Source organism: Rhizobium sp. BK313 (genome assembly GCF_014193655.1).
Lineage (GTDB): Bacteria > Pseudomonadota > Alphaproteobacteria > Rhizobiales > Rhizobiaceae > Rhizobium.
In genome coordinates, this window is sequence record NZ_JACHZQ010000001.1 from 493428 (window position 1) to 520366 (window position 26939).

Consider the following 26939-nt stretch of genomic DNA (forward strand, 5'->3'; position numbering starts at 1 on the left):
CGGCGTCCCCTCTTAGGCTGGAATGCGGATGGTGGCGCGCAGGCCACCCTGTGGACTGTCGCCAAGCGTGACGTTGCCGCCATGGCTGCGGGCAATGTCGCGGGCGATGGCAAGGCCGAGGCCTGTGCCGGAATTGTCGAGATTGCGGGCCTCGTCCAGCCGGAAGAACGGCTTGAATACATCTTCGCGCGCTTTGACGGGAATGCCCGGGCCATCGTCATCGAAAATGATCGTCAGCCATCTGGTGCTGTGCTTGGCCTCGATGTGGAGCGTGTGTGCGTAGCGGCGGGCATTGGAGGCAAGGTTCGTCACCAGCCGCGTAAAGGCGTTCGGCCGGACGGAGATTTCGTTGTCGCCCTCGATGGAAAAAGTCATGGATTTTCCGTGCAGCGAGAAGTCCTGTTCGACCTTGTCGAGGATATCGCTGAGCCGGAGCTTGCCGACATCCTCTTCCGCCTCGCCGCGGGCGAAGGCCATATAGCCCTCCAGCATGCTCTGCATGTCCTCGACGTCCTCATTGAGGCCGACGAGATCGGGACTATCACCAACGAGGGCGAGCTGCAGTTTGAAGCGGGTGAGCACGGTACGCAGGTCGTGGCTAACACCGGAGAGCATCGCCGTGCGCTGCTCGATCTGCCGCTCGATGCGCTCGCGCATCAGAATGAAGGCGAGGCCTGCACGGCGGACTTCATCGGCGCCGCGCGGCGAATAGTCGTCCCGCCGCTGGCCTTTGCCGAAGCTTTCCGCGGCCTGCGCCAGCGCCAGGATCGGACGGATCTGGCCGCGCAGAAACAACACGGCAATCCCGATCAGCACCAGCGATGTGCCGACCATCCAGAGAATGAAGATATGCGTATTCGAGGCGTAGGTCTGGCTGCGCTTGGCAAAGACGCGCAGCACCTTGTCCGGCAGCTTGATGCGAATTTCGACAAGGCTGGAATTGCCGACTGTGTCGATCCAGAAGGGCAGGTTGATCTGGTCGCGGATTTCGTCGCTCAAGATGCCGTCGAGAATCGAGAAGAACGGCTTCTCGCGCGGCGGAGGCAGCTCACCCTTCGGCTCGATCGAGATAGAGAGGTCGAGCTTTTGCCGGGCCATCTGCGTGACTTCGGAATAGTCGGCGTCTTGCGGATAGGTTTGGATAATATCGATGATGGCGGCGATGTCGCGAGTAGTGGCCATTGACAGGCGTTGCGTCACCATCTGCCAGTGGCGTTCCATGAAGACGATGGTCACGACCGCCTGCAGGATGATCATCGGCAGGATGAAGATCAACAGCGTGCGTGCGTAGATGCCGGTCGGCAGCCGCCGGCGCAACCAGCGAGAAAACCAGCGAAGACCATTGGAGGGCGTGTGCTCCTGATCGCGCCTGATCGAGTCGAATGTCACCATCGCCGCTGATCCCTGGGAGTTGATATTAGTCTATGCTCAGGCGGTAGCCGATGCCGCGCACGGTCTGCAGCCAGACAGGGTTGGCAGGGTCGTCCTCGATCTTGCGGCGCAAACGGTTGATCTGCACGTCGATGGTGCGCTCGCCGACTTCGGCATCGTTACCGATCAACTCGTGGCGGGGGATGGTGTCGCCGGCGCGCTTGGCAAAGAGCAGCATGATTTCCTGCTCCCGGTCAGTCAGGCGGATGAGCTCCGAGGCCTTCTTCAGCTCCTTGCGGGTCAGGGAGAAAGTATAAGGCCCGAACATCACCTGTTCGATCTTCGGCGCGTCGGCCGGCGCGTTGCGTCGGAGGATATTGTTGATGCGCAGCACGAGTTCGCGAGGGTCGAAGGGTTTCGGCAGATAATCGTCGGCGCCGGCTTCCAGCCCCGCGATACGGGCTTCCGACTCGGCAAGGGCGGTCAGCATGATGATCGGAATGTTCTTGATGGCTCGAAGGCTCGCCGTCAGCGAGATGCCGGATTCGCCAGGCATCATAACGTCCATGATGATCAGGTCGAAATCGAGCCCTTCGAGCTTGCGGCGGGCCTCGGAGCCATCGGCAGCGGTCGTCACCCGGTATCCCTTTTCCATGAGATAACGGTTGAGTAGGGCGCGGATACGCGTGTCGTCATCCACGACCAGGAGGTGCGCTGCATCGTCCGAAATTGCTGTTTTTGTCGTCATTCAATCCGTCTCGATCTTGTTCTATCTGTTTGATTGAGATGATCTTATCCGAGATCCGGTTCGCGGTTCTTCGGTTCGGGATCATGTCTCAGTCCTGCATTCCCCTCAGGAACCGTTTGACGCTTTCGCGCGTCGCATCAGACGCGCCTTCGAATGCCCGTTCAATACGGCGCGATTGCGGCTCCGCCAGCGCCAATGCCAAATCGCGGCCGGCTTGCGTCGGGTAGAGCTTACGCTGCCGACGATCCTCAGGCCCGGCCACCTGACGAATATACCCTGAATCGATCAATTGTTTGAGAACCCGCGCCAAACTCTGTTTGGTGATCTTCAACGTTTCCAACAGGTCCGCAACAGTCATGCCCGGTTCGCGGTTAACGAAATGAACGACGCGATGGTGCGCGCGCCCGAATCCGCTCTTGTCCAGGATTTGATCCGGATCAGACACGAAGTCGCGATAGGCAAAGAAAAGCAGCTCGATGATCTCGAAATCGATGATCCCCACATTCTCCATCGGCGTTGCCAGCAGCTCCGGTTTTGCCGCTCTTTGGCTCGTCTGTCGTGGCACGTTGGCATTTCCTTTCCTATTTTGGGGCAATCGGGAAACTTTACGCAAAAATATGTCAGCTTTATTGACGTATTTTTACGTCGCTGCTAGTTTCCGCCGATCTTGCGCCGCCCGGACGGATATGGCCATATTTGGAAACTAAGCCCGGCTTCGCAAAACTCCAATACGTCTCATATTTTCCCCACTACATCGTGGATAATGCGTAATGGGGACAACAATCAACAGTCATGGCGTCCGGGCGCCGGAGGAGATATTAAGATGGCATCGGTTCCTTTTGATCAACTGGATGGGGAGATCTGGTTCAATGGCGCGTTCGTGCCCTGGAAGGACGCTAAGATTCATGTGCTGACCCATGGTCTGCATTATGCGAGCGCGGTCTTCGAGGGCGAGCGTGCCTATGGTGGCCAGGTCTTCAAGCTGACCGAGCACAATCAGCGTCTTCACAAGTCCGCCGATATTCTCGGCTTCAAAATCCCCTACAGCGTTGCCGAGCTCGATGCGGCGACGATCGAGCTCTTGAAACGCCAGGGCTTTTCCGAAGCCTATGTGCGGCCCATCGCCTGGCGCGGCAGCGAGATGATGGGCGTGTCCGCCCAGAACAACCGCATCAACGTGGCAATCGCGATCTGGCAATGGGGCAGTTACTTCAATCCGGCCGAAAAGCTGAAGGGCATTCGTCTCGATGTCGCTGAATATCGCCGCCCCGATCCGAAGACCGCACCTTGCGCCTCGAAGGCGGCTGGCCTCTACATGATTTGCACAATTTCCAAACATGCCGCCGAAGCCAAAGGCTATGCCGACGCGATGATGCTCGACTACCGCGGCCAGGTGGCGGAAGCGACGGGCGCCAACATCTTCTTCGTCAAGGACGGTGTTATCCATACGCCGACGCCGGATTGCTTCCTGAACGGTATCACGCGCCAGACGGTGATCGAACTCGCCAAACGCCGCGGCTTGCAGGTGGTCGAACGGGCGATCCTGCCGGAGGAACTGTCCGGTTTCAGCGAATGCTTCCTGACCGGCTCGGCTGCTGAAGTGACCCCGGTGTCGGAAATCGGGCCTTATCGTTTCACGCCGGCATCGATCAGCGAAACGCTGATGAACGACTACATGAAGGAAGTCTACCCGACTGCCGCGGCTGCCGAATAAGGCTTTGGAACAGTCAACGAAGGCCGGGGTCCATTTGGTCGTCCGGCTTTCGTTGCGTCCGATACCTCGTCTTATTTGCGGCCGAGAACTGCGCCGACGATCGCGGAGAGCACGCCACCGGCGATCAGCGAGGAAATGCCCTGCGCGATAAGACCGGTCAGCGCTTCGCTGCCGATGAGGTTGAGAATAAGGCCGCCGCCAAGACCGCCGATGGCGCCGGCAACCGTTCTCGCGACGAGATTGATCCCTTGCTGCTTCAGGGCGGCGCTGGCCGCGTTACCGCCGATTGCACCGGCGATCAGTTGCGTGATGATAGGCCCCAAACTTTCCATAATTGCCCCTTCTCCCATTGTCCCGGAAGCCATTTCCGGATGCCCTCACGCCGCATCCCGGACCGAGCCTCGGGAGTGGCAGTAATCCTCACCGATATTAGGATTACATCATGCATCGGCCGGTGGAAATAGAAAGGCAACTCACACGGGAGAATTCTGCAATTATCTGGGGGAAAAACTGCGGAGAATGAATGGCGGCCCCTTGGCCGCCTATGATTTTGACGAATTGCTGCCTGTGACAACGAATCAGCGGTAGACGTAGACGATGCGCCGGGTACTTGGATCGACCAGCACGGGCTGGCGGTTCACCTCGACGTAGCTGTAATCATAATCCGGGATACGATGGACGATGACGCTCTGCGGCAGGGTGGCGCCGACCACGACATCGCCGCGCAGCCGAATGGTGTCGACTGGGTTTTGCGTGATGTAGGTGCGGACTTCAGCCGGTGGAGTGACGGCATCGACCTCTTCGACCGGGCCGATCAGTTCGTCGTCCGGTGAGGGAGAGACGCTGCCCGTCGTCGTCGAATCGGTCTCGGTATAGGTGACCGTCGGGACGCCGAGCTCCGTGTAATGCTCCTCGACGACAACAGGATTGCCGTTCTGTTCGACACTTAGGGCCTGGGCATCCACCCAGCCGCGCATGCCGTTGACATCGATGCGGCACCAGCTGCTGCCTTGGATGCAGCCATCAAGGGTCGCTTCCGAGCCGCGGGTCGCCATACCGACAGTCGGGTATTGCGGACCCGGACCGGTGCGGACGTTAAGATCGGTCGCCGTTGTCGCCGACATCTGCGCCTGCGCGAGCCCGGCGCTGCTCAGGAGCACGAGACCAGTCAGCAACAGGTTTCTCTTTGGGGACATTGGCTTTCTCCTTTTGCTCAGGGGAGTCTACCTGTGCAAACGCCCGGGAGGACTGAGTGTTCCGCCAGGCGTCCCGCGGCTTCGGCAATTTCCCAGGAGAAGGGGCTGTTTTGCCCGGTGTTTGGGACTATACCGGCAGGATATGCATTCAACAGACGAGGCGCTTCCCATGGGCATGCTCCAGGCCGGCATCATTCCGGTGACACCCTTCGAACAGAATTGCACCATCCTGTTCGATCCGGAGACGAAGGAGGGAGTCGTGGTCGATCCCGGCGGCGATGTCGATGTCATCCTGCAGACGGTGCGCGAAAATGGCATTACGCTGAAGGCAATCTGGCTGACGCATGGCCATATCGACCATGCTGGCGGCGCGGACGAACTCCGGGAAACTTTGGGCCTTGAGGTCATTGGACCGCATGAAGACGACCGGCCGCTGCTGCAGGATATCGAGGCTAAGGGCAAGATGTTCAACATCGAGGGCGTACGCAATGTGGTACCGGATCGCTTCTTGAACGACGGTGACAAAGTTTCCTTCGGCGAGCATGAATTCGAAGTCTTCCACTGCCCTGGCCATGCGCCGGGCCATGTCATCTATTTCAACAGAACACAGAAGTTTGCCCACGTCGGCGATGTGTTGTTTCAAGGCTCGATTGGCCGCACCGACCTGCCGGGCGGCAATCACCAGCAGCTTTTGGAGTCGATCCGCGACAAGGTATTTCCCCTGGGCGATGATATCGGCTTCATCTGCGGCCATGGCCCGGGCGGCCAGATTGGCGAGGAGCGCCGCACCAACCCCTTCTTGCGTGGGCTGTGAAGCCAAAACAAAAGCGCCGCAAAATGGCGGCGCTTCATTTTAAGACATCAGCCGGTATGGCGATCAGTCGGCCGTGCAGAAGTGGCGCATGCCGTCATAGCCGAGGTAGGTGCCGCTGCGCCCGTCGAAGCTGCTGTAGCGGTCGTAGCAATAGCGCATCCATTGCGACGACCAGGGACGCAAACCAACCGGCTGCGGAGCGTAATAGCCGACGTCACGCTCGACATAGACCCGGCGCGGCGGAGCGCGATAGTAGTCGGGCGCGGGTGGAGCGTAGTCGGGGTCGACGTAGACCGGACCAGGTTCGACATAACGTGGCTGGCTGGCGATCGCAGAACCGACGATCAGGCCGGTAGCGAGGCCCGCGGCGCCAATCGCCCAGCCGTCCCCATTGTGATGATGCCAACGATCATCGGCCGAAGCGGTGGAAATGGATGTCAGCGTCAGCGCTGCAGCCATAAGGAGGGATTTGCCGAGCATGTTCATAAGCCTGTCCTCTGAGGGGAACCGGAAGACCGTAATTCCCAATCTTACATGGAGGCAGACTAGACACGGCAAGCTGAATACAGACTGAATGACAAAACCCGGCATCTCTGCCGGGCTTCAACTCGAATGACAGCCGTAGGGCGCTCTCAGCCTGCAATCTGAAGATTGACGGCCTTCGGTCCCTTGCCGCGGCGATCCGGTTCCGTGTCGAAGCTTACCTTCTGGTTTTCCGACAATCCTGCCAGACCAGAAGCCTGTACTGCGGAAATGTGCACAAAGATGTCTGCGCCACCCTTGTCCGGTTTGATGAAACCGAAGCCCTTATCGGTATTGAAAAACTTTACAGTGCCAGTCTCGGCCATGCGTCAGGTCCTTTTCTCTCTGCCCACCATCCACACGGGCAGCATTGCTGTATTGCCCTTGCGGGCGCTTGCAGGCAGTTCTCGCAATTTGAAGGAAAAGGTCCCCTATACCTCGGCGTGGTCTCGAAGCGATTTTCGCGCTCGTTTCTCAACCAGGCTGACCGGAATATTAGCGTTTCCGGCGCGCAACTTTATTAAGGACTTCCCATGCTGTAAAAATGCCCGAACAACGCTGAGAGTGCTGTGTTTATGGGGAATTGGCAAGCAAAAGTTTTTTAACGTGTCACGGAGAGCACACTGCCGTAACGCAAGTGTGTTAACGCGATTCGGAAGTTTTCCCTCATTGAGAATGAGTTTCTAAGGTTTTTGTATCGTTTGCGATATAATTTTGGCGAAATTTTCCCAAATGATATACTCAGAATCCGTCTTTCGGATCATTCGAAAAAAATTCATAAACGACCGTGCAAGGCAGCCATAACGGGTATTTTCAACGGACTTTCACGCGACGACACTGCGCCGCCGGACGAGCTCAGGCACCAGTTCCACCGCAAGCATAGCGATAAACATCAGGGCACAGCCGGCATAGCCGAGCGGTCCCATGCTCTCGCCGAGCAGTAATCCACCAAGCGACGCGCCGAACAAAGCCTCCGAAGAGAGGAAGATCGCAGCCTGCGACGCGGTTGTATAGCGCTGGCCGATCACCTGGAGCACGAATGCAAGGCCGGACGAAAAGATGCCGACATAGAGGATTTGACCTAGCGCAGCTTGGATGTCGGCGATGCTGATCGGCTCGGCAACCACAGCGACTGCAAGGGCGGCGACCGCCGTGACAGCAAATTGCATGGCGGAGATCCCGAGCGGCCGGCCTGTTTCGCTGACGGATGAGCCGGCAAGGGTGATCTGCGCTGCCCAGAAGAGGGCGCAGACGACAGTCAGGAAATCGCCAATGGTCAGCCGCGAAAAGGAGCCGCCGGAAAGGAGGTAGATGCCGCCGAGCGCGGTCAACGCGGCCGGCCAGATAATCCAGTGTGGTGGCCGACGCAGGAAGACGACGGCGATCAGCGGCACGAAGACGACGTAAAGGCCGGTGATGAAGCTGGAATTGGTGACGGTCGTCGTCAAAAGTCCGATCTGCTGCGTTGCCGCCCCACCGAAGAGTGCGACGCCGATGAGAAAGAAGGAAAGCCAGTTCCGGCGTGTCAGGGGCTTCTCAGTCTTGCGGTTTTCCATCCAGACGAAGGGCAGGACAACGATGGTGGCGACGGCGAAGCGCAGGCCGATGAACCAGAACGGCCCTATCGCCTTCATTGCCGTCGACTGCGCGACGAAGCCGCCGCCCCAGATGGCGGCAGCCAACAACAACACCAAATTCGCCTGTATGCGAGTCATCTACATCCTACGGGAGGGGGAGAAGAGGGGAAGCCGACCGTTAGCAGTTGCTTTTCCCCTGGGCAAGGCGAAAGGGCACCAACGGCGACGCACTATTCCGCTGCCCGGGAAATACGCAGCAACGCGCCGTCCTCTTCGTCCGTCGTGATCAACAGCGCGCCGTCCGGCGCGACGACGACATCACGCAGCCGTCCAAAATCATCTTCGAACATGCGTTCCCGTTCGATCACCTTGCCGGTGCCATTGCGATCGAGACGCGACAGCAGCTTGAATTTCAGCGCGGTGACGAGGAAATTGCCCCTCCACTCCGGGAACATCCTACCGCGATAGACGGCGATGGCGCCGGGTGCGATCGACGGATCCCAATAGAAGATCGGCTGCTCCAAGCCTTTTTTTGCTGTACCGACGCCGATCTTGGTGCCGGAATAATTGCGTCCGTAGGAAATGACAGGCCAGCCGTAGTTCTTGCCCGCCTCTGGTGTGTTGATCTCATCCCCGCCTCTGGCGCCGTGTTCAGCCGTATAGAGCTTGCCGTCTGCGGTATCGAAGGCGATGCCTTGGGGGTTGCGATGTCCTTTGGACCAGATTTCCGGCAAAGCCCTTAAGCCATCCCTGAATGGATTGTCGGCGGGAATGCTGCCGTCGGCCCCGATATGGATGATCGAGCCGGCATCGTCGTGGAAATCCTGGGCGCGATTCTGTTGACCCCGGTCGCCGAGACTGACGAACAGGCTTCCGTCCTTGGCGATTGCGATACGCGAGCCATATTGGATGCTGCCGCGCGACAGCTTGTTCATCAGAAATATGCGCTTCACGTCGGTCAGCCGCCGCTCGTCCGGCGACAGGACGGCGCGGAAGACTGCTGTGCCGTTGCCGCTGTCCGTGGCGATGGAGGCGGTGAAATAAACGGTGCGGTTGCCGGCGAATTTCGGATCGAGAGCCACGTCGAGCAACCCGCCCTGGCCGCGGGCATAGACATCCGGCATGCCGGCGATCGGAACGGACTTCTTGCCGTCGCGGATGACGCGCATCTGGCCTGGTCGCTCCGTCACAAGATAGGCGCCGTCCGGCAACACTTCCACTGCCCAAGGATGATCGAGCCCGCTTGCGATTGTCTCGATCTTGACCTTGACCCTCAGCGTATCGATGGTCTTGACCGGATCGGCGAGGGCGGCATTCGCCGACAGCAACGCAGAAGCAGCAAGGACAACGGAAATTCCCGTTCCGTGAAGGCGTTTCAATCCGTCTCCTCCCTTGCCACGAACTGTTAATCCAACGTGGGATGGGCAGATTGTTGTTCAAGGCGCGCTACAGCCGCGATAACGTCTTTGTGTCCATCGAAGCTGTCTGTTCGCGCGGCGTGACCCCGTTGCCGTCCGTTTCCACCAGCTCGGCGTCCACGATATAGCGCAGCGGCCCGCGCGTGACGGCGCCGAACGGCCAGCAGGTGGCGAGCGCCAGGTGACGCCCGGCGGCTGCGGGATCGATGCCGTTCTGGTCCCAACGGGCGACGCGACCCTGGCCGGCACGGAAGGTGAGTACTTTGCCGTCACGCAGTGTGATTTCGATTAAATCACCCGGTTTGACGTCCTTCAGCCAGCGGAAATGCGTGTCGCGATGAGCGGCGATGACGGCGGTGCCTTCTTCACCCGGCTGTGGCGTATTTGTCAGCCAGCCAGGCCCGAAAGCCAGCGCCTGTCCGCTGGCGCCGGCAAGCACGATCGCCTCCGCGCCGATCCGCGGCGCCCGCACCTCAGCCTCGGTGGTAAAATCCGCCCAGGGCCAGGGTTTTGCATCCTCGCCCCGCAGCTCGGCGGCGAAAGCGCGTTTCAGCAAGATCTGCGCGAGCTCGGCTTTGGCTTTCATGTAGAGGCCGCTGCTGAGCAAGGTCAGGCCCGTTAGGGCGAGGACTGCGACGCAGGCGAAAGCAAGGTTTTCGAGGCGATGAAACCTCTTCTCTCCAGCGGATCCCTTGCGTACCTTCTCCCCGAGAGGAGAAGGGGAAAACAAAATACTTTCCCCTTCCATCGCAATCACCGTCCAAACACATAGCGGCGCAGCATCATGAGCCCCGCCGTAGTCGCCGCCAGAACGAGTAGCGCCAAGCCGATCAATATATTGCGTTCGGCCGGTGTCGCCGTTTGCGGCAGGTTGATGCTGGATGTGGCCTGGCGAGCGATCATGCTGGCGGTGGCGGGTGTCGGCGCAGCGGCAATCTGGCTTGCCAGCGCGGTCTGTCGTTTTGCCAACCCGCCCTTGGAGAGCATAGCTCCGTTGACATCAGCCTGATCCACTTTGGCCTGTTCATCCGTCGGGCCGATCGGCTCAACCGAGGCCTTGTGTTCGCCGCCAGGCGCAGTGATCGGCACTTCGTCTTCGCCGAAGACCTTGTCGAAATCCCAGCCGGCGGGCAGGTTCAGCGGCAGCTTGGCTGAACCGAGCGGTTGGTCGGCTGGACGTGAGGGCCTGACGTCGACGGCGACCAAGCTGGTGACGCGCGAGACGAGGTGATGCGCGAGCGCCACCGTTTCGACCTGCTTGTCCAGGGCTCCTTGATCCTGGGTCTCGTAAGCACGGGCTTCGATATCGTCGATCTTGCGACGCGCCCAAAGCTGCGAAATGCCCTTGCCTTCGGCGGCGTTGGCGATGTCCATCTCGACGCGCCAGGGCTGGGCGCCGGTCTTGCCTGATATCTGCAGCTTGCCGGTCGGCTGTGCGTCGGAGAGCGCGGCTGTCAGCACGACCGGTTCGCCGGTGTAGAGGTCAGGCATCGGGTTCGGTGTGATGTCGTCAGCCTTGGCATTGTCGAAGCTGGCGGCAATGTCGGTCATGGCGGGATTTTCGAGCTTGGTGAACAACTCGCCCATCCGCTCGGCGACCTGATCTTGAGAACCGATGGCGGTATAGGTGCCGCGGCCGGCTTCGGCTGCCTTGATCATGAAGTAGGTGTTCGGGGCAGAGCCGATACCGACGGTGAAGACGCGGGCGTCGGCGCGGTTCTGACTGATCTCCCGGAAGAGTTGCTGCTCGTTGCCGATCGCGCCGTCGGTTAGGAAGACAACCTGGCGGAGCGCGCCATTGGCGATCGGTCCCTGATTACGCAGCGCGTCCGAGAGAGCTGGCAGCATTTCCGTGCCACCGTCGGCTGTCAGGCCGTTGACATAGGCAATGGCTTTTTCCCTGTTGTCCGGCGTGGCGGCGACAAGACCGTGGAAATAGTCGGTCATCGTGTCGTCGAAACGGATGACGTTGAAGCGGTCGCCGGGATGCAGCTTGGAGATCGCAAGTGCCAGGCTGGCGCGGGCCTGTTCGATCGACGGGCCCGACATGGAGCCGGAATTGTCGATGACGAAGACCACCTCGCGCTTCGGCTGCTCGGTCGTTGCATCCGGCGTCGGCGGCGGGGTTACGAAGGCCAGCAGGTAGGTCTTGCCGTCCTTTGCTTCGCGGAACAGGCCGGCGCTTGGCGTTTTGCCGGGAGCCGCTTTCCAGCTCAACTCGAAATCACGATCCGCGGGCACCGAGTCGCCTTTCAGCGAAATCGTGCGGCCCTGTTCGCCGTTTTCGGTCACATTGACCTCATGAAAGGCGGATTTCACCTCGCCGAGCGGAAAGCCGGCCTTGAGATTGACGGTCAACGATACCGGATTGATCTTGGCGTTTTCACGCGGATCGAGAACCGGGGCTTCGATCTTCTCTCTGTCCGGGACCGGATCTTGCTGTACGGCGAAACCGGTGCCGTTGTTGAACTCGACACTCTGTACGATCGGCTGCGGGTTATAGCGTGGAGCTACGACCATCGGGAAGCGTAGCGAGAATTGGCCAGCCGACTGATGGACCGTCTGCTGGTATTCGATCTGTACGACGATGGTTTCGCCGGGACCGATATTGGCAACCTGATTGGTGAAGATGTTCGGCCGCTGCTGCTCGAGCAGGGCTGTCTTCTTGCCCTGCGCTTTGGCATCCTCATAAATCTGCCGGGCTTCTTCGCGCGGCTTGATCTGACCTTCGATGAAGCGGTCGCCGATCTGCATGCGCAGCGTATCGACTGCTGCATTGTCCGGCAGCGGGAAAACATAGGTGCCTTCGATCCAGCCCTTGCTCGGGTTCTGGAAGCGCTGGGTGACCTTGACGCGGGAAACCGGGCCGGTGACGTCGATCTCGACATCCGTCTTCAGGCGCGGCGCCTCGACATAATAGCCGGGCTCTTTGGATGGGAAGAGCAACGAGCCGCTGTTGACGTCGTTCGGACGGATGAGGCCGGCGAGTTGCTGGCCGGATTGGCTCGACTGGCCAGCAGTTTCGGCGCGCGCAGCCGTGATGAGACACAGCATCGTGACCGCCAGCGCGGCCAATGTTGTCATTGCGATTGAGAAAGAAGAGAGGAGATTGCGCGCCCTCAGGCGCTCGGTTGTGCATTCGTCATCCAGAAACATGGCTACCCCCTGCGTGACTGGCTGCGATTGCACGATAAGAGTGTGGGAAGCGGGCTGCTTCAGGACCGAATTGCGGCGCCGTAAAGCATTTGTTAAGGCTAATTTGTGGCAATCAAGATGTATGACGAACTGTATGATTTTGTGAAGGAATTTTGGCAGCGTGAGAGATTGAATCAGGCGCTTCGCAAAATGATTCAACCGTCGGGCAGCGTGTTCGCATCTGACCGCTTTCCATGCACTCACTTCAGCCGGAGCGTGTGGGGCAGCTTCGTTTGGGAAAATGGCGCGCGTTTGGCAGCCCAACGATGACGTGTGGCGCGCCGTCTACGGCGCCCGAAATAACGTCACTGTGACGCCTTTCTGCTTGAAACGGCGGCCTACATTCGACATAGAGCTTAGCGCAGAAATCTGGTCCACAGGCTTTCTGCCCACCTCAACCGATTAGGACCGATCATCATGGCCTTTCTTGCCGACGCTCTTTCCCGTGTAAAGCCTTCTGCCACCATCGCCGTTTCCCAGAAAGCGCGCGAACTGAAAGCAAAAGGCCGTGACGTGATCGGACTTGGCGCCGGCGAGCCGGATTTCGATACGCCTGATAATATCAAGAAGGCCGCCATCGACGCGATCAACCGCGGCGAGACGAAGTACACGCCGGTCTCCGGCATTCCGGAACTGCGCAAGGCGATTGCCGCCAAGTTCAAGCGCGAGAACAATCTCGACTATACCTGGGAGCAGACAATTGTCGGCACGGGCGGCAAACAGATCCTGTTCAATGCCTTCATGGCGACGCTGAACGCTGGCGATGAGGTCATCATCCCGACTCCTTACTGGGTATCCTACCCGGAAATGGTCGCACTATGCGGCGGCACTCCGGTGTTCGTTGCGACGACGCAGGCGAATAACTTCAAGCTCCAGCCTCGCGATCTCGAAGCTGCGATCACGCCGAAGACCAAGTGGTTCATGTTCAACTCGCCATCGAACCCGTCGGGCGCTGCCTATACGCATGCCGAGCTGAAGGCGCTGACGGACGTGCTGGTCAAGCACCCGCATGTCTGGGTTCTAACCGACGACATGTACGAGCACCTGACCTATGGCGACTTCAAATTCGCCACGCCGGTCGAGGTCGAGCCCAGCCTCTATGACCGTACGCTGACGATGAACGGCGTCTCGAAGGCCTATGCGATGACCGGCTGGCGTATCGGTTATGCCGCAGGCCCGCTGCAGCTCATCAAGGCAATGGACATGATCCAGGGTCAGCAGACCTCGGGTGCCACTTCCATTGCGCAGTGGGCTGCCGTCGAAGCGCTGAACGGTCCGCAGGATTTCATCCCGCGCAACAAGAAGATCTTCGAAGGCCGCCGCGACCTCGTCGTATCGATGCTGAATCAGGCGAAGGGACTTTCGTGCCCGGTGCCGGAAGGCGCCTTCTACGTATATCCGTCCTGCGCCGGCCTGATCGGCAAGACCGCGCCGACCGGCAAGGTCATCGAGACGGACGAAGATTTCGTGTCGGAACTGTTGGAATCGGAAGGTGTCGCCGTCGTCCACGGCTCTGCCTTCGGCCTCGGCCCGAACTTCCGCATCTCCTACGCGACCTCGGAAGAGCTTCTCGAGGAAGCATGCCGCCGCATCCAGCGCTTCTGCGCAGCCTGCAAGTAAGTAGCTTAGATAAATACTTCGGAAGCCCGTCAGCGATGGCGGGCTTTTTCGCGTCGATCGGTTGGCGTCAATGCCGGCTCATCAAGAGATTCAAGTCTCTCCGAATTTGATTCCACTACCCGCTCTAACCCTCTGAAATCAGAGTCAAAGCCCCAATCCCGTCAGCATGATGAAGGTGGCGAAGAGGATGAAGTGGGTCATGCCTTCGATGGCATTGGTCTCGCCATCGTTGAGATTGATGGCGGCGGCGATGAGGGTGATCATGATCATTACGGTCTGTACCGGCGACATGGCCATAATGAAGGGTTGGCCGCTATAGAGCGCGATCGCCTCCATGACCGGCACCGTGAGAATGACGGTCGAGAGCGAGGCGCCCATGGCGATGTTGATCGTCGCCTGCATACGGTTGCGTAGTGCCGCCCGCAGCGCCGTCAGGATCTCAGGGGCGGCGGAAATGGCGGCGACGACGATGGCGGCAATCGCCGGCGGCGCGCCGCTGTCTCTCAATCCGACATCCATGAAGGCCGACATGAATTCGGCTAGCCCGCCGATCAGTATGACGCCGATCAGGATCGTAACGATTGAGGTCGCGGTGGAGCCTTCGCCAAGATGGTCGTCTTCCGCGCCGTGTTTCTTCTCAATGCGGGGATAGCTGTAGCTGAAGAAATAGCTGTGCTTGCCGACCTGCATACGCAGAAAGAGAGCGTAAAGCGCGATCATCGCGATGATAGTGAAGGCTGAATAATAGTGCCACTTCGCGTCGGGAATGAATTCCGGCACGATCATCGAAATGCCCATGGCCGTCAGGATCATCACGCCGTAGGTCTTGCTGGAATCGTCGTTATAGGGCTGCTCTCCGTGTTTCAGTCCACCGATCAGGGCAGCCAAGCCGAGAATGCCGTTGATATCGAGCATGACGGCGGAATAGATCGTATCGCGGACCAGCGTCGGCGAGCTCTCACCGCCCATCAGGATCGCCAGCATGATGACTTCCACGGCGACGGCCGAGAGCGTCAGGATCATCGTGCCATAGGGATCGCCGACTTTAGTCGCCAAGATTTCGGCATGATGGGCGACACGCATCGAGACAAGTACGATGGTCGCAATCAGTGCGGCGGCGGCCACCAGCGATGCGGCCCGTCCCATATCCAGCACCGCATGTTCGCCGAGATAGGCGATCACTGCGACCGCAAATGCAATGATCAGGAACTTTTCCTGCTTCAGCCAGCTCGATATTGCCAAGATCCCCACCTCTTGCACCGATTCACTTTCCCACTCTAAATCAATGATTTCTCACATCAAGCATGCGCGTGGATGACAAAATTTGCAGTCCGCGCCGTTTAATGGAATACTGCATGGATCGGTCTGCCCAACCCAATATCGCGGCATCCTCGAAATCGTCTCAGATGGACCGCGGTCCTGCCGGGTGGCACCCGGATCCTAAGGTCTTGGCAGAGGAAAAGGAGGCTATGCATGGTCAAGGTCACTTATGAAATCGTGCCACATGACGGCGGATGGGCGTATCGCTTCGGCGACGTCTATTCAGAGGCCTTTCCGACCCATTCCGAAGCAGTGGAGGCAGCCAGGATCGTGGCGGCCGAGCAGCAGGTCGGCGGCGATTCGGCCGAGATCAGTTGGCAGGATGAACGGGGCAAATGGCACGAAGAATATACCGACGGCGGTGATCGACCCGAAACGGAGGTTGTCGACGGCAAGGTGCATTTCCCGCCGGTCGACACGGCCCCCGGGGCCTAGAACTGCTGCTAGCGTAACGCTCGGTCGATAATTGTATCAACAAAGGCCCGCTTCGAAGCGGTATAGCGATCGCCGTCATATCGGAATTTTGCCGCCAGATCCTGTTTAAGCGCAGCGTAAGCTGCTGCAGCCTCTGGATGCGATCGCAGGTGATCGCGGAAAATGATCCTCCTCTGGTGCGTCAAATTGTCTGGCGGGCAAATGTAAATCCGTTCGGGCGGCGTGCCGTCCCTGAGCATGAACGCCCAGACATCGTCATCGTAACGATTGCCGCGTGGTTCGTAATTTCGCGCAAGAAGGATTTGTGTAGCGGCTGGTACGTCATCTAGGCCGCGCAGAACGATGTCTATATCCAGGAGCGGTTTTGCCGCGAGGCCCGGAATGGATGTGCTGCCGACATGTTCGATCGTCACCACATAAGGCCTCAACAGCCCCTCAAGCTTCTCGCGGATACGTGTGAAGGCCACTGGCCAATCCGGATCATACGGCACGAGTTCAACTGGATTGCTCGCGGTCATGATCTCTCCTGCTCTCCGCCAGCCCTAATGTAGTCGAGCAACCCGACCACCAGCGCATTAAATGTCACGCGGCAGCGCGGTGAAGTCTTCAGGTTTTCATGCATGGCGACCCAGGTGTCGAGCGACAGTTCGATCTCGGGCAGCAACCGAACAAGATTCTCATCCCTTTTCGCAAGCGGCACTTGATAGAAGCCGATGCCGACGCCGGCGCGCAACGCGTTGTGCAGGGCGATGCTATGGTCCGACTTGAAGGCAAAGGAGATGCCGTCCAGCAGGGGATAGCGCTTCAACATGGCGCGGGTGAAAGCGGTCTGTCGGTCGAAGCCAATCAGCTTGTGCTGGCGCAACTGCCCGATGCTCTTGGGTTCGCCATACCGTTCAAGATAATTGCGATGTGCGAACAAGCCGAGGGAGACGATGCCGATACGACGCGCCAGCAGCGCATCTTGCGTAGGCGCTACCATGCGCACGGCGATATCGGCCTCGCGCTGCAACAGGTCTTCCACGGCATCCGAAGCGGAGAGCTCGATGACGAGATCGGGATGTGCTGCCTGCAGCCCGGCGAGGATCGGCGGCAGCACTTCCACACCGATGACTTCGCTGGCGCTGATGCGAACCGTGCCGCTGACGTTGTCCCGGGAACCGGAGGCGACGCGGAGAAGAGCAGCGGTCGTGCTGGCCAGTGTTTCCGCATAGGGCTTGAGGGCGAGGGCCGCGTCTGTCGGAAGAAGGCCTTGCTGCGAGCGTGTGAAGAGCTCTGCACCGACGGCTTCTTCCAGCGCGTCGATATGGCGGCCGATGGTCGGCTGGGTCAGGCCGAGATCTCGGGCGGCGGCCGAAAGCGAGCCATGATGGAGCACGGCGAGGAAGGTGCGGTAGAAATCCCAGCTTGGTTCCGATGCTGTCATAAATTTTTGTATATCATATGCAGATTTTTCGGCAATTTCGTTTATTGCGGTCGCGCGGCATAGTCACGCCATCAAATCGATGGAGATGACAATGACTGAGCAGATGAACAATGGAAAGACCGCTCTCGTGCTGGGCGCCACCGGCGGTATCGGCGGCGCGATGGCTCGCGGGCTCGCCGCCCGCGGCTGGCGCATCCGGGCGCTGAACCGCAACGCCGCAGAAGCAGCGCGCCGCGAGCCCGGCTTCGACTGGGTGCAGGGCGATGCAATGCAGGCGAGCGACGTGTTGAAGGCGGCGACGGGGGTTGAGGTGATCGTGCATGCCGTAAACCCGCCTGGCTATCGCAACTGGGCGCAACTTGTTCTGCCGATGCTCGACAGCACGATCGCAGCCGCGAAAGCGGTTGGCGCGCGCATCGTCCTGCCGGGCACGGTCTATAATTTCGGGCCTGATGTCCTTCCCGACGTGACCGAGGATAGCCCGCAGCATCCGCAGACACGCAAGGGTGCAATCCGCGTCGAAATGGAGCGGCGCTTGAAGGCGGCCGCAGAGGGCGGGACGCCGGTCATCATCCTTCGTGCCGGAGATTTCTTCGGCCAGCATACCAACAGCTGGTTCTCACAGGGCATCGTAAAACCTGGTAAGCCGGTGGCATCGGTGACCTATCCGGGCAGGGTAGGCATCGGCCATCAATGGGCTTATCTACCCGATGTCGCGGAAACGATGATCCGGCTTATCGAGAAGGGAGATGCGCTTCCGGCCTTCGCCGTCTATCACATGCGCGGCCATTGGGATGGCGATGGCCGGCAGATGGTTGGTGCGATCGAGCGCGCGGTCGGACATAGGGTGACGGAAAAATCCTTTCCCTGGTGGATACTGCCGCTTGCCGCACCCTTCGTGCCGCTGATGAAGGAGTTGCGTGAAATGCGCTATCTCTGGAAAGTACCGTTGCAGATGAGAAACGATAAGCTCGTGGCCGTGCTCGGCGAGGAACCGCATACCCCGATCGATGAGGCGGTGAAGGCGAGCCTTGCGGCAATCGGCTGCTTGTCGGCGCGATGAGGCGCGCCGTCAGATCTGGAGTTCGGCCAGCGCGATGCTGGCGACGGCAAAATCCGACTCGGCATTCCTGGTATCGCCGTCGCTGAGGAACCAGGCGGCGGAAAGGCCGGCGTAGGCGACGATCCATTGCAGCATGCGCTTCGGTTCCAATTTCGCCTCGGCGCAGACGATCGGCAATTGGCTCTGTAGGCGGCCAGGCGCGGTGACGATGGGGAGCTCCGGATTGCAGAAGGTGTTGGCGAAATCGTAGCCGCGCTCGCCGTAGACGCGCTTTGGGTCTATGGCGAGCCAACCGCGGGGACCGAAATCCATGACATTCTCGTGATGGATGTCGCCGTGCAATACGGTAAGGTCGCGTTGATCCGCGAGGAGGTGACGCGCAATATCGGCGCTGGTGGCGAGAAGACCGCCATGGCTGCGTGCGGCCGGCTCAAGCTCGCGAAACCAGTGGTCAAGCGGGACTAGATCCGGCAACGGCGTTGGCCGCGGCGCGTGGAGCTTCGCGGCCGTGCGGCAGATGATCCGGCTTGCCTCGTCATCACGGCCTTCCATCGCCATCGTCAGCAGCGAGCCAGGTCCGGTCGCCCGTTCCAGAAGTGCGGCGTCGCTATCATGTTCGTAGACATGTGCGGCGCCGTCTCCGTTCCACCAGCGCAAGACCTGGCTGCCGAGTTTCTCGTCAATATCAAGTGCGACTTTTAGCATGGCGGGCAAGCCGCGCCAGATAACGGGTAGGAGGTGGCTGGAATGTGTGACGATCGCTTCGCCATCCGGCGTGAGCGACCAGCGCTTTAGATAGGGTTCAAACATGCGGGTACTCTAACGGCTATCCCCAAAAAGAAAATCCCGCCTCGCAGCGGGATTTTCCATCATGGCCGAAACGGTGCGAGTTAAGCCACTTCGTCCAGCGTCGGATAGTCGGCATAGCCGTTTTCGCCGCCGCCATAGAGTGTTTCCCGATTGAGGGCCGAAAGCGGTGCGTTTTCCTTCAGCCGGCGAACGAGATCCGGGTTGGAGATGAAAAGCTTGCCGAAGGCAACGACGTCGGCCTTGCCGCTCTCGACGGCTTCGATCGCCATCTCGCGATCGTAGCCGTTGTTGAGCATCCAAGCCGACTTGCCGCCCGCAGCCTTATAAGCCGCGTGCAGGGCGTCGTAGTCGAAGGGCAGGAAGTCACGCGCGCCGCTGGTCTGGCCTTCGACGACGTGGATATAGGCGAGACCATACTTCGCCAGACCTTCGATGACATAGGTGAACAGCGCCTGCGGGTGCGGGTCGCTGGAATCGCCCGACGGCGTTACCGGCGAGATGCGGATGGCGGTGCGACCGGCGCCGACTTCCTTGGTTACGGCGTCGACCACTTCGAAGAGGAAGCGGGCGCGGTTTTCGATCGAGCCGCCATACTGGTCGGTGCGATCGTTGACGCCGGCGCGCAGGAATTGGTCGATGAGATAGCCATTGGCACCATGGATTTCGACGCCGTCAAAACCGGCTTCGATCGCGGCGCGGGCGGCCTTGCGGTAATCCTCGATAATGCCTGGAATTTCCGAGGCCTCAAGAGCGCGTGGCTCGGAGACCTCGGTAAAGGCGCCGGTGCCATCGCTGCTAACCAGATAGGTCTTGGCGTTAGCGCGCTTGGCGGTGGAGGAGACAGGCTTGCTACCGTTCGGCTGCAGCGTGGCGTGGGAAATGCGACCGACATGCCACATCTGCACGACGATCTTGCCGCCATTGGCATGCACGGCATCCGTCACTTTCTTCCAGCCGTCGAGGGCTTCCTTGGTATAGAGACCGGGTACATCCGCATAGCCCTGGCCCTGATGGGTGATGGCGGTCGCTTCGGTGATGATCAGGCCGGCCGTAGCGCGTTGGGCATAATATTTGACGTTCAAGTCGTTCGGAACCGCATTCGGAGAACGATTGCGGGTCAGCGGCGCCATGACGATCCGGTTGGCGAGGGAGATATCGCCAAGTTTCGTCGGTTCAAAGAGTTTGATCATGGAAGATCCTTTCCTGTTGTACGAGATGAAGAATTGAAGGAGAAGCTTACGAGGTGGGCGCGGCGCGCTTCGCTCTGACGGTCGTGAAGGTCAACGCGACGGTTGCAAGGCCGAGGAGCGCCATGGCAGCACCGGCGAGCGGCACGCGCGACAGCGAGAAGCCGGCGTCGATGACGGTGCCGCCGACCCAGGCGCCGAGTGCATTGCCGGTATTGAAGGCGCCTATGTTGATGGTTGACACCAGATTCGGCGCATCCTTGCCGAAACCAACGACGTTGATCTGTAGCGCCGGCACTGCGGCGAAGCATGCCGCAGCCCAGAGGAAGAGGGTGATCTCGGCTGGGATGAAGGAATGACTAGTAATGCTGAAGATGGCCGAGGTCAGTGCAATCGCCGCGAAGGTGCCGGCAAGCGTGGTACCGAGCCGCCAGTCCGCGAGCTTGCCGCCAATGAGATTGCCGATCGTCAGGCCGATACCCATCAACAGCAGCGTCAAGGCTACCCATCGCTGCGAAACGCCGGTGATGTCGCGCAGTAGCGGCGCAATATAGGTGAACAGCGTGAACATGGCCGCGGCGAAAAACACCGTTGTCAGCAGCGACAGCCACAGGCCGAGACCGCGCAGCGCCGAGATTTCGCGAGCGAGACTGTCCTGGCGGACTTCTTCGCCTTTAGGCAGGACAAGCACCAAGCCGGTAAGCGAGGCGACGCCCAGCAGGGTAATTATCCAAAAAGGCGCGTGCCAGCCGAAAGCGTGACCGAGCGCCGTACCGAGCGGCACACCGAGCACATTGGCAAGCGTCAGGCCGGTGAACATCAGCGCGAGGGCACGAGCCTTGCGATCTTCGGCGACCAGGCTTGCAGCAACGACCGAGCCGATGCCGAAGAAGGCGCCATGGCAAAGCGCAGTAACGATGCGGGCGATCATCAGGACCCAATAGCCGGGTGCGATCGCGCAGAGCAGGTTGCCGAGGATGAAGAAGCCCATCAACATGATCAACGTCGAGCGGCGACGCAGATGCGCCGTGGAGACGGCCATGATCGGCGCACCGATCGCCACCGCGAGCGCATAGCCGGTGACCAGCCAGCCGGCTTGCGGGATGGTGACGGACAGATCGGCGGAAATTTCGGGCAGCAGGCCCATGATGACGAATTCAGTCGTTCCGATGGCAAAAGAGCTCAACGCCAGGACAATGAGGGCGAGCGGCATGTCAAAGTTCCTTCTGCAGCGTGGCAAGGAATTCGGCGATGGTTTCCTCGTTCCGCTTGTAGAAAATCCACTGACCGAGGCGCCTGGTGGTCACCAGACCGGCGCGATGCAATGTGCCGAGGTGGGCGGAAACAGTGGATTGCGACAGGCCGCAGCGCTCGAACTGACTGGCACAGACACCCAGTTCCAGCGGGTGTTCCTGTGTCGGAAAATGTGTGTGCGGATCTTTGAGCTGATTGAGGATTTCGAGCCTGGCCGGATTGGCCAATGCCTTCAATATCTCAGTTCTGTCCATGACGCTCACCAAATGAATATCGAAAAGTAACGATTTATGTATCGTCGCTTTTCGATATATCAAGGTGCGTCGCAGCAAATTATCTTATGCAATGCACTTTGGTGGCCTGCTCAGAAATTGGGCAAAAAAAAGGGCCACCGGAATAAACCAGGGCCCTATAGGTGTGAAGGTTAAAAACCTCCAGAGGGGAACAGCTGCTGCGGTGGAACTGGGAGGAAAAGCCACCATGTGCATCAGCTATGTGCGGTATGATGCTAATTTGTGCAGTGCGCAATGCTTTTTTGTGCATGGCAGTTATGCGTTTGCGACGCCTGGCGCAAAAAGGCAAAAAAAAGGGCCTCCGGTAACAACCGAGGCCCTATAGGTATGAAGGTTAAAAACCTCCAGAGGGGAACAGCCAATGCGGTGGAACTGGGAGGAAAAGCCACCGTGTGCATCAGCTATGTGCGATATGGTAGTTAAATGGGCAGGCTTCAACTCTGTTTTGTGCATATCAGCCATGCGTCATACGCGTGACAGATATATTACGCTGAAAAAAGCTGAATTCCCAATGCGTTAGACCAGATCAGAAGTTCCAGTTACGTGCCTTGGCAACGATAAAATCCCGGAAAACCTTCAGTTTGGCAGCATTTTTCATTTCGTCGGGATAGCAGAAATAAGTGTCGAAAGACGGTACGTCGGCATTGATCGCGAGCTGAATGAGTCCAGGGTCGCGGCCGACGATATAGTCCGGCAGCACAGCGATGCCGATGCCGAGGAGGCAGGCACGCTTGATCGATGTCTGGCTGTTGATCTGCAGATGCGGAACGCGCTTGTTGTCCGACGAGCGGCCGGCGATCTCGAGCCAATTAACGTCGAGCAGATAGTTCGGCGCCGGTTCGCCGAAGCTGATGATGCGATGCTCGTCCAGAGCCTCCACCGACTGCGGTTCGCCGTAGCGGTTGATGTAGGAGGGCGCAGCGTAGACATGCATATGCACGGTAAAAAGCTTGCGCTGGATCAAATCCGACTGCTGCGGCTGGCGCAGCCGGATGGCGCAATCGGCATGGCGCATGTTCACGTCCAGCTCTTCATTGTCGAGGATGAGCTGGATCTGCATGTCGGGATAAAGCTGCAGGAATTCCTGGATCTTGTCGGTCAGCCAGCCCTGGCCGAGGCCGACCGTCGTCGTCACGCGCAATTTGCCGCTCGGCTTGTCGGTCGTCTCGGTCAGTTGCATCTTGACCGTTTCGAGCTTCAAGAGAACGTCATGCGCGGTGCGATAAAGCAGTTCGCCCTGTTCGGTCAGGATCAGGCCGCGGGCATGGCGATGGAACAGCTTGATGCCGACATCCTGCTCGAGTGCGCTGACCTGGCGGCTGATGGCGGATTGGGACAAGTGCAGTTTGTCGGCTGCGTGCGTGAACGATCCCGCTTCGGCAGCCGCGTGAAAAATACGCAGCTTGTCCCAGTCCAATGGCATGCCGCTTCCCCTCATCGGCTGCATCACTCCGCAGCCACGGCGACGGGCATGTGCCCGGTTAAATAGCGTTCCGCTTCAAGCGCCGCCATGCAGCCCATCCCCGCTGCCGTGACCGCCTGTCGGAACGTATCGTCGGTGACGTCGCCGGCGGCATAGATTCCTTCGACGTTGGTCGCCGTCGAATCCGGTGCGGTCCAGAGATAGCCATTGTCCTTGAGCTTCAGTTTGCCCTTGAAAAGCTCGGTCGCCGGCGCATGGCCTATGGCAACGAAAACGCCGTCGATCGTCACGTCGGTGACAATGCCCGTGTGGGTGTCGCGCAGGCGTGCGCCTGAAACTGACGGCGGCATCGGCGGCTTGGCCGGCGTGCCTGTGATTTCGGCGACTTCGGTGTTCCAGAGAATTTTTACATTCGGCTTGGCGAACAGGCGCTCCTGCAGGATCTTTTCAGCGCGAAACGAATCGCGACGATGCACGACGGTGACCGACTTGGCGATGTTGGACAGATAGAGCGCTTCCTCGACCGCGCTGTTGCCACCGCCGACCACGATCACATCCTTGTTGCGATAGAAGAAACCGTCGCAGGTGGCACAAGCGGAAACGCCGAAGCCCTGGAAATGCTGTTCGCTCTCGATGCCCAGCCACTTGGCCTTGGCGCCGGTCGCGATGATCAGCGTGTCGGCAGTCCAGACCTGGCCGCTGTCGGTGCGCGCGACAAAGGGGCGCTGGTTGGTGTCAACTTCGGTCACGAGGTCGTTGACGATCTCAGCGCCGACATGCTGCGCCTGCTGAAGCATCTGTTCCATCAGCCACGGACCCTGGATAGGATCGGCGAAGCCTGGATAGTTTTCGACATCCGTGGTGATCATAAGCTGGCCACCCTGTTCAAGGCCGGCGATCAGAACTGGCTTCAGCATGGCGCGCGCGGCATAAACGGCAGCCGTATAGCCGGCGGGGCCGGAACCGATGATGAGCACCTTGGTGTGGCGGGCAGGCATATAGTAAGTCCTTTCAATCTCAGCGCTTCGGAAGCGTCGGCTTCAAACGGGCAAAGCAGGCGATTTCACGATCCGCCGACCCATTTATGATTGCCGCATGCATTTATTCAAGGGCAGCCTTGCATTACTAACAGAGCAAATCTGCTTTGTGTAAGATTCGGTTACGCGAGGGAAACTTTCTTGCGTATTTCCTCGCTTTATATAGAAGCTGCCGGTGGGGAATTAAAGAAAGGCAATAAAAGTGCTGCGGGCTGAACTCGACGCCATCGACATCAAGATCTTACGGGAACTCCAGCGCGACGGGCGAATGACCAATGTCGAACTCGCCGATCGCGTCGGCATCTCCGCGCCACCTTGCTTGCGCCGGGTGCGCAAGCTGGAGGAGGCGGGCGTCATCGAGGGCTATCATGCCATGTTGAACAGCCCGAAGCTCGGCTTCGACCTTGTCGCCTTCTGCATGGTCGGTCTCAAGCATCAGTCGGAGGCCAATCTCAAGGCGTTTGCCAGTGCGACCGCCGAGTGGCCGCTTGTGCGCCAAGCATGGATGGTCTCCGGCGACAGCGATTTCCTGCTGCACTGCGTTGCCGAGAACCTCACCAGGTTCCAGGATTTCGTCATCGAGGTGCTGACGGCGAACGAGCATGTCGACACGGTGCGCACCATGCTGACCATCCGGCAGGTGAAGAAGCTCGGCCTGGTGGAGCTCTAAGGAGATGGCGGATCGCCCATGGCACCGATCGCTGATCAAGACGGGCGCGCGCCTGCTGCTCGGCGGTTCTCGTGCCCATGCACAGGACTGGTTTCCAGGGCTCGATATCGTCCGGAGGAATGGCGTAGGGGAGGTATTTTACCATCGCGCAAAGGTCGCGGACCTTTCTTCCACCGATCGTTTGCGCGAACAGTCCGGCCAAACCATCCATATCGTCGGCTCCGGCCCATCGATTCGCGACTGCGATCTGACCGATCTGGAGAAAGGCAGTGCCGTTCTATTGAACGGTGCCATCGGATTGATCGGCGAGCAGATCGCCGCGCCGCTTGCCATCGCCGTGGAGGACGAGCGTTTCGTCTGGCGGCATTCGGAGATGATGCGGCGCAGGATCAGGTCCGGTACGATATGCCTGTTTTCCGTCGCCGTGCTGCGGGCGATCTCCGAGCTCGACAGCCGCTGGCTGGCGGACAAGACGATCGTTCTGATTGACGACATCCGTAAGCCTTACGGCGCACGTCGGCGCTCCATCGACGACATCAAGCGGCTCGATTTCGTGCGGCTCAATGCAACCGGCTCCGCCGGTTTTTCCTTCGCGCCGGATCACGGTGTTTTCCAAGGCGGCTCGGTTGCCGTGTCGGCGCTGCAGTTCGCGCTTTATTGTTCACCCAAAACGATCGGCTTCCTCGGCATCGACATTTCTAATGCCGGTGAGCCCCGTTTTTACGAAACCAGCGATGAAACCGCCTTTTCGGGCATCGCCCAGGCTGAAGACCGCATCCTTGAACATTTTATTCTGGCAAAGGAAATCGCTTCAGAGCGAGGCGTGACATTTGTCAACTATTCGCCGGTGTCGGCATTATTGAAGCATGGATTTGGTTATGATGCGCGGTTTGCCGCCGTATCTACGATCTGAGTTGCAGGGAATAGATGTATGGGTTGGCTGAAGCCCAAGATATCGGACGGGAAGCGGCTTGCAATCGACCCGCCGCAGCCTCAAGAGGGTCGGCACGGGATCGCCGTCGCTGTCTGCGTCAAGGACGAGGCGCGCTACATCGAGGAATGGGTGCGGTTCCATCGCGCTGTCGGCATTCGCCATTTCTATATCTATGACAATGGATCAACGGACGAGACCCGCGCAATTCTGAGCGATCTCCTGGATGCCGACACGCTGACGATCATCCCTTGGGCAGGACGTATGACAGATGCCGCCACGGGAGCACCCCTAAACGGTCAGGTCATCGTCTTTGCCCACGCCATTCTCAATTTCGGTGGCGCGTACCGTTGGATGGCTTTCATCGACGTTGACGAATTTCTGTTGCCGAAAGAGGGGCGCACGGTGGAGGAGGCGCTTGAAGCTGTCGGCGACTTTCCGAATGTCTCGCTGCCATGGCACATGTTTGCCACCAGCGGCCATGCGACGCCTCCCGGTGGCCCGCTGGCGCTGAACTACACGATGCGCGGCGCCGACCCGATGACCCGCAAGGAAAATGTCAGTAATTTCAAGTGTATCGTCGACCCCTGCGAAGTGACGGAAGTCAGCGTGCACCAGTTCCAGACCCGCGCATTCGGCGATTTGACGGCGAACGATGCCGGAAAGCGTTTCACGCGCCGCGCACGAAAATCGCCGGATTTCTATTCGAACCGGTTTCTGCAGCTCAATCACTACTACACCAAATCCCGCGAGGAGCTGATGGCCAAACTGGCGCGCGGATGGGCCTATGATGCCTCGCCGACCAAGTACCGGGACAAGGTTTTGTCTGTGGTCAAAAGCATCGAGGAAGACGTGGTCGAGGATCGGGCCATGATCGATTTTATCGAGCGTAACCGCATCGACCTCGGCCAGTAA

General features: G+C 59.3%; 29 protein-coding genes. 9 read left to right on the plus strand and 20 right to left on the minus strand.

Translation table 11 applies throughout. The annotated features are described in order from the left end of the window. Positions 1–12: 12 nt before the first annotated feature. The 3 genes from FHT86_RS02320 to FHT86_RS02330 form a co-directional block, all read right to left on the minus strand. A complete protein-coding gene (locus FHT86_RS02320) occupies positions 13–1392 on the minus strand; it encodes an ATP-binding protein (RefSeq protein ID WP_133705259.1) in 1380 nt (459 codons plus the stop codon). Between the two features lie 25 nt (positions 1393–1417). After that, on the minus strand, positions 1418–2119 hold the full coding sequence (locus FHT86_RS02325; protein WP_133705260.1) for a response regulator: 702 nt from the start codon (positions 2117–2119) through the stop codon (positions 1418–1420). Positions 2120–2207: 88 nt separating this feature from the next. After that, positions 2208–2684 (minus strand): MarR family winged helix-turn-helix transcriptional regulator, encoded by a 477-nt coding sequence (locus FHT86_RS02330; protein ID WP_133705261.1) that lies wholly within the window; start codon positions 2682–2684, stop codon positions 2208–2210. Positions 2685–2942: 258 nt separating this feature from the next. Here FHT86_RS02330 and FHT86_RS02335 point away from each other — a divergent pair, with 258 nt between their 5' ends. Continuing rightward, complete coding sequence (locus FHT86_RS02335; RefSeq protein ID WP_133705262.1) at positions 2943–3833, plus strand: branched-chain amino acid aminotransferase; 891 nt, start codon at positions 2943–2945, stop codon at positions 3831–3833. Positions 3834–3904: 71 nt separating this feature from the next. On the opposite strand, the gene FHT86_RS02340 is transcribed toward FHT86_RS02335, so the two are convergent. Both FHT86_RS02340 and FHT86_RS02345 read right to left on the minus strand, forming a co-directional pair. Continuing rightward, entirely contained in the window at positions 3905–4165 is a 261-nt protein-coding gene (locus FHT86_RS02340) for a hypothetical protein (RefSeq protein WP_133705263.1), read from the minus strand. Between the two features lie 246 nt (positions 4166–4411). Continuing rightward, entirely contained in the window at positions 4412–5029 is a 618-nt protein-coding gene (locus FHT86_RS02345; protein WP_133705264.1) for a DUF1236 domain-containing protein, read from the minus strand. Positions 5030–5198: 169 nt separating this feature from the next. Between FHT86_RS02345 and FHT86_RS02350 the strand changes: the two genes are divergently transcribed. Then, positions 5199–5843, plus strand: a complete 645-nt coding sequence (locus tag FHT86_RS02350; RefSeq protein ID WP_133705265.1) for an MBL fold metallo-hydrolase — start codon at positions 5199–5201, stop codon at positions 5841–5843. 63 nt (positions 5844–5906) lie between these two features. On the opposite strand, the gene FHT86_RS02355 is transcribed toward FHT86_RS02350, so the two are convergent. The 6 genes from FHT86_RS02355 to FHT86_RS02380 form a co-directional block, all read right to left on the minus strand. After that, positions 5907–6329 carry a BA14K family protein gene (locus FHT86_RS02355; RefSeq protein ID WP_133705266.1) on the minus strand — a complete coding sequence of 141 codons (423 nt, stop codon included), beginning with the start codon at positions 6327–6329 and terminating at the stop codon, positions 5907–5909. 146 nt (positions 6330–6475) lie between these two features. Further along, positions 6476–6691, minus strand: coding sequence for a cold-shock protein (locus FHT86_RS02360; protein ID WP_004116423.1), 216 nt, complete (start codon positions 6689–6691; stop codon positions 6476–6478). Between the two features lie 498 nt (positions 6692–7189). Next, positions 7190–8080 (minus strand): DMT family transporter, encoded by an 891-nt coding sequence (locus FHT86_RS02365; RefSeq protein WP_133705267.1) that lies wholly within the window; start codon positions 8078–8080, stop codon positions 7190–7192. Between the two features lie 92 nt (positions 8081–8172). Beyond that, positions 8173–9321 (minus strand): PQQ-dependent sugar dehydrogenase, encoded by a 1149-nt coding sequence (locus FHT86_RS02370; RefSeq protein ID WP_246779362.1) that lies wholly within the window; start codon positions 9319–9321, stop codon positions 8173–8175. A 67-nt stretch (positions 9322–9388) separates the two neighbouring features. Next, the gene (locus tag FHT86_RS02375; RefSeq protein ID WP_133705268.1) at positions 9389–10108 is read right to left on the minus strand and encodes a class GN sortase; all 720 of its coding nucleotides are present in this window, start codon (positions 10106–10108) and stop codon (positions 9389–9391) included. A gap of 5 nt (positions 10109–10113) precedes the next feature. Continuing rightward, the gene (locus FHT86_RS02380) at positions 10114–12516 is read right to left on the minus strand and encodes a marine proteobacterial sortase target protein (RefSeq protein WP_133705269.1); all 2403 of its coding nucleotides are present in this window, start codon (positions 12514–12516) and stop codon (positions 10114–10116) included. A 117-nt stretch (positions 12517–12633) separates the two neighbouring features. Here FHT86_RS02380 and FHT86_RS02385 point away from each other — a divergent pair, with 117 nt between their 5' ends. Beyond that, a complete protein-coding gene (locus FHT86_RS02385) occupies positions 12634–12825 on the plus strand; it encodes a hypothetical protein (protein ID WP_133705270.1) in 192 nt (63 codons plus the stop codon). A 147-nt stretch (positions 12826–12972) separates the two neighbouring features. Further along, positions 12973–14175 (plus strand): pyridoxal phosphate-dependent aminotransferase, encoded by a 1203-nt coding sequence (locus FHT86_RS02390; protein ID WP_133705271.1) that lies wholly within the window; start codon positions 12973–12975, stop codon positions 14173–14175. Between the two features lie 144 nt (positions 14176–14319). Here FHT86_RS02390 and FHT86_RS02395 read toward each other — a convergent pair whose 3' ends face one another. Then, positions 14320–15417, minus strand: coding sequence for a calcium:proton antiporter (locus FHT86_RS02395; protein WP_133705272.1), 1098 nt, complete (start codon positions 15415–15417; stop codon positions 14320–14322). A 231-nt stretch (positions 15418–15648) separates the two neighbouring features. On the opposite strand from FHT86_RS02395, the gene FHT86_RS02400 reads away from it, so the two are divergent. After that, positions 15649–15930, plus strand: a complete 282-nt coding sequence (locus FHT86_RS02400) for a DUF2188 domain-containing protein (RefSeq protein WP_133705273.1) — start codon at positions 15649–15651, stop codon at positions 15928–15930. Positions 15931–15938: 8 nt separating this feature from the next. Here the strand turns inward: FHT86_RS02400 and FHT86_RS02405 are convergent, their stop codons facing one another. Both FHT86_RS02405 and FHT86_RS02410 read right to left on the minus strand, forming a co-directional pair. Then, positions 15939–16448, minus strand: coding sequence for a GrpB family protein (locus tag FHT86_RS02405; protein WP_133705274.1), 510 nt, complete (start codon positions 16446–16448; stop codon positions 15939–15941). Further along, complete coding sequence (locus tag FHT86_RS02410) at positions 16445–17356, minus strand: LysR family transcriptional regulator (protein ID WP_133705275.1); 912 nt, start codon at positions 17354–17356, stop codon at positions 16445–16447. Before FHT86_RS02410 ends, FHT86_RS02405 begins: the two co-directional genes overlap by 4 nt. Positions 17357–17447: 91 nt before the next feature. Here FHT86_RS02410 and FHT86_RS02415 point away from each other — a divergent pair, with 91 nt between their 5' ends. After that, positions 17448–18419 carry an SDR family oxidoreductase gene (locus tag FHT86_RS02415; protein ID WP_133705276.1) on the plus strand — a complete coding sequence of 324 codons (972 nt, stop codon included), beginning with the start codon at positions 17448–17450 and terminating at the stop codon, positions 18417–18419. A 9-nt stretch (positions 18420–18428) separates the two neighbouring features. Here FHT86_RS02415 and FHT86_RS02420 read toward each other — a convergent pair whose 3' ends face one another. From FHT86_RS02420 to trxB, 6 genes are all read right to left on the minus strand, one after another. Beyond that, on the minus strand, positions 18429–19229 hold the full coding sequence (locus FHT86_RS02420) for an aminoglycoside phosphotransferase family protein (RefSeq protein WP_133705277.1): 801 nt from the start codon (positions 19227–19229) through the stop codon (positions 18429–18431). A gap of 80 nt (positions 19230–19309) precedes the next feature. Next, a complete protein-coding gene (locus tag FHT86_RS02425) occupies positions 19310–20419 on the minus strand; it encodes an alkene reductase (RefSeq protein WP_133705278.1) in 1110 nt (369 codons plus the stop codon). A gap of 46 nt (positions 20420–20465) precedes the next feature. Continuing rightward, positions 20466–21629, minus strand: coding sequence for an MFS transporter (locus FHT86_RS02430; RefSeq protein WP_133705279.1), 1164 nt, complete (start codon positions 21627–21629; stop codon positions 20466–20468). Position 21630: 1 nt separating this feature from the next. After that, positions 21631–21924 carry an ArsR/SmtB family transcription factor gene (locus tag FHT86_RS02435; protein ID WP_133705280.1) on the minus strand — a complete coding sequence of 98 codons (294 nt, stop codon included), beginning with the start codon at positions 21922–21924 and terminating at the stop codon, positions 21631–21633. Positions 21925–22489: 565 nt separating this feature from the next. Beyond that, positions 22490–23386 carry a LysR family transcriptional regulator VtlR gene (locus tag FHT86_RS02440; RefSeq protein WP_133705281.1) on the minus strand — a complete coding sequence of 299 codons (897 nt, stop codon included), beginning with the start codon at positions 23384–23386 and terminating at the stop codon, positions 22490–22492. A 23-nt stretch (positions 23387–23409) separates the two neighbouring features. Further along, a complete protein-coding gene (trxB, locus tag FHT86_RS02445) occupies positions 23410–24384 on the minus strand; it encodes a thioredoxin-disulfide reductase (RefSeq protein ID WP_133705282.1) in 975 nt (324 codons plus the stop codon). A 241-nt stretch (positions 24385–24625) separates the two neighbouring features. Here trxB and FHT86_RS02450 point away from each other — a divergent pair, with 241 nt between their 5' ends. From FHT86_RS02450 to FHT86_RS02460, 3 genes are read left to right on the plus strand one after another with little or no spacing between them, the layout of a single operon-like run. Next, complete coding sequence (locus FHT86_RS02450) at positions 24626–25093, plus strand: Lrp/AsnC family transcriptional regulator (protein ID WP_133705283.1); 468 nt, start codon at positions 24626–24628, stop codon at positions 25091–25093. 4 nt (positions 25094–25097) lie between these two features. Continuing rightward, positions 25098–26006, plus strand: a complete 909-nt coding sequence (locus tag FHT86_RS02455) for a glycosyl transferase (RefSeq protein ID WP_133705284.1) — start codon at positions 25098–25100, stop codon at positions 26004–26006. An 18-nt stretch (positions 26007–26024) separates the two neighbouring features. Next, positions 26025–26939 (plus strand): glycosyltransferase family 92 protein, encoded by a 915-nt coding sequence (locus FHT86_RS02460; protein WP_133705285.1) that lies wholly within the window; start codon positions 26025–26027, stop codon positions 26937–26939.

What these genes read in the sequence shown, in the direction of transcription:
- FHT86_RS02440 (WP_133705281.1), bottom strand. Translation starts at nt 23,386, where the DNA reads ATGCCATTGGACTGGGACAAGCTGCGTATTTTTCACGCGGCTGCCGAA.
- FHT86_RS02380 (WP_133705269.1), bottom strand. Translation starts at nt 12,516, where the DNA reads ATGTTTCTGGATGACGAATGCACAACCGAGCGCCTGAGGGCGCGCAAT.
- FHT86_RS02340 (WP_133705263.1), bottom strand. Translation starts at nt 4,165, where the DNA reads ATGGAAAGTTTGGGGCCTATCATCACGCAACTGATCGCCGGTGCAATC.
- trxB (WP_133705282.1), bottom strand. Translation starts at nt 24,384, where the DNA reads ATGCCTGCCCGCCACACCAAGGTGCTCATCATCGGTTCCGGCCCCGCC.
- FHT86_RS02375 (WP_133705268.1), bottom strand. Translation starts at nt 10,108, where the DNA reads ATGGAAGGGGAAAGTATTTTGTTTTCCCCTTCTCCTCTCGGGGAGAAG.
- FHT86_RS02320 (WP_133705259.1), bottom strand. Translation starts at nt 1,392, where the DNA reads ATGGTGACATTCGACTCGATCAGGCGCGATCAGGAGCACACGCCCTCC.
- FHT86_RS02355 (WP_133705266.1), bottom strand. Translation starts at nt 6,329, where the DNA reads ATGAACATGCTCGGCAAATCCCTCCTTATGGCTGCAGCGCTGACGCTG.
- FHT86_RS02325 (WP_133705260.1), bottom strand. Translation starts at nt 2,119, where the DNA reads ATGACGACAAAAACAGCAATTTCGGACGATGCAGCGCACCTCCTGGTC.
- FHT86_RS02425 (WP_133705278.1), bottom strand. Translation starts at nt 20,419, where the DNA reads ATGATCAAACTCTTTGAACCGACGAAACTTGGCGATATCTCCCTCGCC.
- FHT86_RS02415 (WP_133705276.1), top strand. Translation starts at nt 17,448, where the DNA reads ATGACTGAGCAGATGAACAATGGAAAGACCGCTCTCGTGCTGGGCGCC.
- FHT86_RS02460 (WP_133705285.1), top strand. Translation starts at nt 26,025, where the DNA reads ATGGGTTGGCTGAAGCCCAAGATATCGGACGGGAAGCGGCTTGCAATC.
- FHT86_RS02430 (WP_133705279.1), bottom strand. Translation starts at nt 21,629, where the DNA reads ATGCCGCTCGCCCTCATTGTCCTGGCGTTGAGCTCTTTTGCCATCGGA.
- FHT86_RS02390 (WP_133705271.1), top strand. Translation starts at nt 12,973, where the DNA reads ATGGCCTTTCTTGCCGACGCTCTTTCCCGTGTAAAGCCTTCTGCCACC.
- FHT86_RS02345 (WP_133705264.1), bottom strand. Translation starts at nt 5,029, where the DNA reads ATGTCCCCAAAGAGAAACCTGTTGCTGACTGGTCTCGTGCTCCTGAGC.
- FHT86_RS02410 (WP_133705275.1), bottom strand. Translation starts at nt 17,356, where the DNA reads ATGACAGCATCGGAACCAAGCTGGGATTTCTACCGCACCTTCCTCGCC.
- FHT86_RS02360 (WP_004116423.1), bottom strand. Translation starts at nt 6,691, where the DNA reads ATGGCCGAGACTGGCACTGTAAAGTTTTTCAATACCGATAAGGGCTTC.
- FHT86_RS02350 (WP_133705265.1), top strand. Translation starts at nt 5,199, where the DNA reads ATGGGCATGCTCCAGGCCGGCATCATTCCGGTGACACCCTTCGAACAG.
- FHT86_RS02455 (WP_133705284.1), top strand. Translation starts at nt 25,098, where the DNA reads ATGGCGGATCGCCCATGGCACCGATCGCTGATCAAGACGGGCGCGCGC.
- FHT86_RS02385 (WP_133705270.1), top strand. Translation starts at nt 12,634, where the DNA reads ATGTATGACGAACTGTATGATTTTGTGAAGGAATTTTGGCAGCGTGAG.
- FHT86_RS02400 (WP_133705273.1), top strand. Translation starts at nt 15,649, where the DNA reads ATGGTCAAGGTCACTTATGAAATCGTGCCACATGACGGCGGATGGGCG.
- FHT86_RS02335 (WP_133705262.1), top strand. Translation starts at nt 2,943, where the DNA reads ATGGCATCGGTTCCTTTTGATCAACTGGATGGGGAGATCTGGTTCAAT.
- FHT86_RS02420 (WP_133705277.1), bottom strand. Translation starts at nt 19,229, where the DNA reads ATGTTTGAACCCTATCTAAAGCGCTGGTCGCTCACGCCGGATGGCGAA.
- FHT86_RS02435 (WP_133705280.1), bottom strand. Translation starts at nt 21,924, where the DNA reads ATGGACAGAACTGAGATATTGAAGGCATTGGCCAATCCGGCCAGGCTC.
- FHT86_RS02365 (WP_133705267.1), bottom strand. Translation starts at nt 8,080, where the DNA reads ATGACTCGCATACAGGCGAATTTGGTGTTGTTGTTGGCTGCCGCCATC.
- FHT86_RS02405 (WP_133705274.1), bottom strand. Translation starts at nt 16,448, where the DNA reads ATGACCGCGAGCAATCCAGTTGAACTCGTGCCGTATGATCCGGATTGG.